Origin of the sequence: Psychrobacillus antarcticus (assembly GCF_029533155.1) — a bacterium.
In the GTDB taxonomy this organism is placed as follows: domain Bacteria; phylum Bacillota; class Bacilli; order Bacillales_A; family Planococcaceae; genus Psychrobacillus; species Psychrobacillus antarcticus.
Genome location: NZ_JAIZDB010000059.1, coordinates 1 through 2,906, shown reverse-complemented (window position 1 = coordinate 2,906; position 2,906 = coordinate 1). Strand labels below are relative to the sequence as shown.

Annotated in this window: 3 protein-coding genes; all 3 read left to right on the top strand. The window is 31.3% G+C overall.

What is annotated here, in order from left to right; translation table 11 throughout:
* Nucleotides 1-530 (top strand): ABC transporter ATP-binding protein (locus LDK52_RS19770; RefSeq protein ID WP_277587621.1); only part of this gene is annotated, 530 nt, incomplete at its 5' end.
* A gap of 838 nt (nucleotides 531-1,368) precedes the next feature.
* Nucleotides 1,369-1,914: a TVP38/TMEM64 family protein gene (locus tag LDK52_RS19765; RefSeq protein ID WP_277587620.1), complete on the top strand. Its 546-nt coding sequence runs from the start codon at nucleotides 1,369-1,371 to the stop codon at nucleotides 1,912-1,914.
* Between the two features lie 180 nt (nucleotides 1,915-2,094).
* Nucleotides 2,095-2,906, top strand: an 812-nt coding sequence (locus LDK52_RS19760; protein WP_277587619.1) for an FtsW/RodA/SpoVE family cell cycle protein, incomplete at its 3' end; no start/stop codon positions are given.

Below are 2,906 nucleotides of genomic sequence, written 5' to 3'. Positions count from 1 at the left end.
AAAAATTTCGTCAACCGGAAAAACGTGGCATAGGGATGGTTTTTCAGGATTATGCACTCTTTCCACATATGTCAGTTTCGGAAAATATTTTATTTGGCTTGTTTAATATGAAGAAAACTGAGAAGAAGAAGCGACTCCAAGAAGTTCTTGAGCTTGTTGAATTACAGGATTTTAGCAACAGATACCCGCATCAATTAAGCGGTGGGCAGCAACAACGTGTTGCAATTGCACGTGCTATTGCTCCCAATCCACATTTAATCTTATTAGATGAACCTTTTAGCAATTTAGATGCGGAGCTGCAAGTGAAAATCCGAAAAGATTTGCGTTTCATCTTGAAAAAGGCAAGTATCACAGCCATTTTTGTTACGCACGATGAAAACGATGCACATGCACTTGCTGATCGTATTGTAAAGTTAAAAGAAGGATCAATTGAACTGATTGGTCAACCTTGTGACTTATTAAGAAATCATACATCTACCACGGAAGCTAGCGAAATAACTTCACAAGTCAAAGAATTTGTCAAAGTTTAATTCTCTTAGAGGTATTTTATTTACCTCTATTTTAATAATTATCTTGCTGTTGGTTTGGAATAAAGATTGATTAAAACACAGCTTCAAATGCTGATTCTAATAGAAAATTATAGCCCCTATTTTTCATACCTTTATAGGGCTTTTTGTAATAAAGATTGATTATTTCGGAAAGCGAATATTCAACTAAACTGCTGCGTTAGTTTAAGTGAAACCCTTCACAATCATTAGCTATTTTAACATAAGTATCCAACGAAAAAACCACCTCTCGGTTAAACTAGAGAGGTGATTTTAAAATATTTAACTAAAGCACCTCGATAGCTTAAGAAGAAAACTTCTTTATTTCATAATAGCTCCCCTTATAAAGAGTAAGTTGCCGAATATCTGCATACACCCTCCACTTTGATGCACTACCCTCTTAACATGCCTTTGATCCCTTCCTTCGTACAGAGATAAATCTCCATCTCGTCTATCTGTTTTTATTTATTTTCATCGGATGAATTTTCTGGATTTCTATTTTGCACAATAACATTAGTTAATGAATTAGAAATCACAATAAATAGGATCTAACTGAAGGATATAATATAAGTCAAAAGTAGAGACAAGAAGGAAGGAAAAATTTATTTACAATAACATACTCCATTAATAAAAAAATATAAAATTTCAAAACCTCACTTGTTAAATTGCGTTTTAATTACAATGGTATTAAAAAATTTAATCTCCATAACTTTTCCTTAATTCTTCTATATTATATATTAGTACACAAGGAAGGAGCATCCTCCTCATTGGAGCGACCATATGAGTAAATACTAATAACATTATCATAGGTGGTTTATAGTTTGTGAATGAATCGATAACACTCATTTCTTTAATGAGCACAACAATCAAATTTATCTTATTACTTTTCTTGAACTTGGGAATTGGTGCAATTGGCTTTATACCAAGTTTCTTTGTTACTGCTATCAACATAAACTCCTTGGGTTTAGTTCTTGGTGTCATTCTTACATTTACTGGAGAAATTTTTGGTGCAATTATTGGTTTTCACATGTATCGGTGGGGCTTCTCTAAAATTAATCCTGGATGGCTAAGTCATACAATTTTTAAAACTATAAAAAATAGTTCTCCCATGCATGTGTTCACACTAATTATTCTATTTCGAATTCTACCATTTGTTCCATCAGGGATAGTTACCGCAGGTGCTTCTTTAACAACTATTGCCGGATGGAGTTTTATGACTGCAAGTTCAATCGGGAAAGTACCTGCAGTTGTCATTGAAGTAGCAATAGTCTTTGGGGTTCTTCAAAAAATTTCAATGAATTATTTATACGCGGTTATGTTCTTATTTTTGGTTGTATTTACACCTTTTTGGATTAAAAAGAAATGGTAAACCACTGGTCATAGTTAATGGCAAAGTAAGATATTTACTGATATTTACTACACAACTAGTTTTCCACTTTAGGTTTTTATAGTTGGTCTCTATTAACAAGATGACTCTACCCCATGGTGAGTATTAAAAAAGAATAGCTATTATTACTATTTATATTAGATTTAATAAAGAGGTAAATAAATGAAAGAAAATAAATTCAATAATCTAGATATAATAATTTACTTGGTAATTATTTTGTTTATGATTGTAAGTTGTACCTTTATATATAGCGCACAAAAATACTTGCCGTATGATGATAATTTTGCGTTAAAACAAGCAATATGGTTCCTATTCGGTATGATCATTTCAGCAATTGTATATTTTTTTGATTTTGAACAAATAAAAAAATTATCCCTATATTTATATATATTTGGTAACTTAATTCTGGCTTTGCTTATTATATCTCCAGAAACAATAGCACCTAATATTAAAGGAATAAAAGCTTGGTTTTTAATTCCGGGATTTGGTTCTATTCAACCTTCAGAATTCATGAAAATCTTTTTAATTCTTTACTTAGCAAGAGTAATATCTAATCATAACGAGAAATATCAAATAAGATCTTTAAAGTTAGATTTTTTTCTGTTATTTAAAATTGTTGGTATAACTATAATTCCGTTAATCCTAGTAGCTGTTCAGCCCGATTTAGGGACTGGTATGGTTATGGTTTCTATTATGGTAGGTATGATACTCATATCAGGTATTAATATGAGAATAATATTATCTGTTTTTATAACTGTAATTATATCTTTAGGATTATTTGCATTGGCGTTTTTATACAGACCAAACTTATTATTATATGTAATGGACCGGTATCAAATAGATAGGATAAATTCTTGGTTAGATCCATTTGCGGATACTTTGGGAACAAGCTATCAATTAAGTCTATCTATAACTTCAATAGGTTCAGGTATGTTAACTGGGAAGGGATACGGTAATGGCGTTGTTGCAGTACC